Annotated in this window: 1 protein-coding gene; it reads left to right on the top strand. The window is 68.6% G+C overall.

Annotated elements, in window-relative coordinates; translation table 11 throughout:
• Positions 1–2,190 (top strand): GAF domain-containing sensor histidine kinase (locus ACE3UY_RS19955; protein ID WP_374689234.1); only part of this gene is annotated, 2,190 nt, incomplete at its 5' end.
• Positions 2,191–2,279 lie beyond the last annotated feature (89 nt).

The raw sequence follows: 2,279 nt of genomic DNA, 5'->3' as shown, positions 1-2,279 counted from the left end.
GCCTTCTTCAGCATGGGCCTGGCTATCTGGCTCGCTTCCTCCCGCTTCCGCACCTCCGAATTTCGCCTGGCCGGCGCGCTGCTCTTCCTGGCCGGGTTCGGCGTCGTCCACGGCTTGCAAGAGTGGCATGACATGTTCGCCCGCATCGAGGCCGGCGGCGCGTCCACCATCCCCGGCTGGCTGCTGCTGCCTGAAGTCCATCTGGCCCATCTGGTCATCTCCTTCCTGCTGCTGGTTTTCTTCGGCATCCGGCTGCTCTACGCCAACCGGCGCGAGATCGACGACCAACAGGCTACCCACGGCAACCGCCTGGCCGCGTTGGGAGCGGGGGCGTTCCTGGCGCTGTGGGCGTTCAGCGCGGGCGCGACGTGGCTGGCCTACCGGCCGGATCGCCTGGCGATGCTCGATGCGGCCGACGCGCTGGCCCGCTACACGCTGGGTATCACCGGGGCCATCATCGCCGCCTGGGCCATCTGGCTGGAGCAGGGCGTTTTCAAGCGGCGCGGCATGGGCGGCTTCGGCCGGGCGCTGCTGGGCGCGGCCGTGGCCCTGCTTATTTATGGCGTCGTCGGCCAGCTCTTCGTCGAGCCGAGCTTCATCTTCCCATCGAACGTGATCAACGCCGACCTGTTCCTGCGCGTTTTCGGCTTCCCCATTCAGGTCTTGCGCGCCTCGATGGCTATCTTCATGGCCATCTTCATCATCCGCGCCCTGAACGTCTTTGAGATCGAGAATCAGCAACGACTGGCCGAGGCTCGCGAGTCGCGCGCCGCCGCCCAGCGCGAGGCGCTACACGTCCAGCAGCGCGCCCGGCAGGAGACGGAGCAACTCAACCGGGAGCTTCGCGCCGCCGTGCAAGACCTGGCCCTGCTCTTCACCATCTCACGGCGCATGGCGGCCACGCTCGACCGCGCGGCGCTACTGCAGGACGCCATGCCCAGCCTCGTCTCCGCCCTGCCGCAGGTCAACGCCGGGATGCTGGCCCTGCGCCGCGAGCCGGGGCAGCCGCTGGAGATCGTCTCGGTCGTCGAGTGCAACGACCCGGTCGCGCCGGTGGCTGAACGCAAGGCGCAGGGGCTGCAACTGGCCGAATACACTGCGGCCACGGGGCAGCCGTCGTGGATGACCGACCACGACGTGCTGCCGCTGGAAGAGGCGGCCATCGCCCCGGCCGCGCCGGTCGACGGCAGCGGGCCGCCGCTGGCCGGTCTGGCCGAGCTTTCCACCCGGGCCGGCGGTCATACCATGGCCATGCCCCTCAGCGCCCGCGGCCAGGTCATCGGCAGCCTCGTCTTCTGCACGCTCTACGACGCCACACCCTTCTCGTCGCGCGACGTGGCTCTGGCGCGGGCCATCGCCGACCAGTTGAGCGTGGCGATTGACAACGCCACGCTGTACGACGAGGTGCAGCAGAGCGGCAAGCTGCGCGGCGAGTTGCTCCATCGCGTCGTCTCGGCTCAGGAGGCGGAGCGGCAGCGCATCGCCCGCGAGCTGCACGACGGCACGGGCCAGACGTTGACGGCGCTGGGGCTGGGGCTGGCCGCCGCCGCCGACCGCGTGGAGGCCGACCCGGCCGGTGTCCGGCAACAACTGGTGGACATGAAGCAGATGAACGCCCAGGTGTTGCAGGAGGTGCACAACGTCATTGCCGACCTGCGGCCGTCCATCCTCGACAACCTTGGGCTTCTCCCCGCCTTGCGCGGCCACGTGCGCGCCTTCGAGCAGCGCACGGGCATCCAGGCTCAACTGGCCGTCCAGGGCAAGAGCCTGCGACTGCGGCCTGAGGCGGAAACGACCATCTTCCGCATCGTGCAGGAGTCGCTGACCAACGTGGTGCGGCACGCGGGGGCGCGCAGTGTGCTGGTGCAACTGGCCTTTGGCGAGCGGGAGGTGCGGCTGTCGGTGCACGACGACGGCCGCGGCTTCGACGTGGATCGCGCGCTGGCCGGCGCGGAGGGGCGTGCGGCCTGGGGGCTGCTGGGCATCCAGGAGCGCGCCTCACTCGTCGGCGGCACGGCCGAGATCGTCTCACGGCCCGACGAAGGCACGACCGTGCGCGTCTCCATCCCTAACCCACTCATCGATAAACCACTGACAGATGACGCGAATCTCGCCGATGCCTCTTCAGAAAAATCTGCGAGCTCTGCGAAATCTGCGGATAACTCTCTTCAAGAGGCGACCGATGGCTGACGAAATCCGCTTATTACTGGCCGACGACCACGCCGTCGTCCGCTCCGGCTTGCGCATGCTGCTCCAGGCTCAGCCCGACATGAAGATCG

It is taken from the genome of Promineifilum sp. (SeqCode), from assembly GCF_041918635.1.
Taxonomy (GTDB): domain Bacteria; phylum Chloroflexota; class Anaerolineae; order Promineifilales; family Promineifilaceae; genus Promineifilum.
The sequence above is the reverse complement of the archived record's forward strand: the minus strand, read 5'-3'. Positions and strand labels throughout refer to the sequence as shown.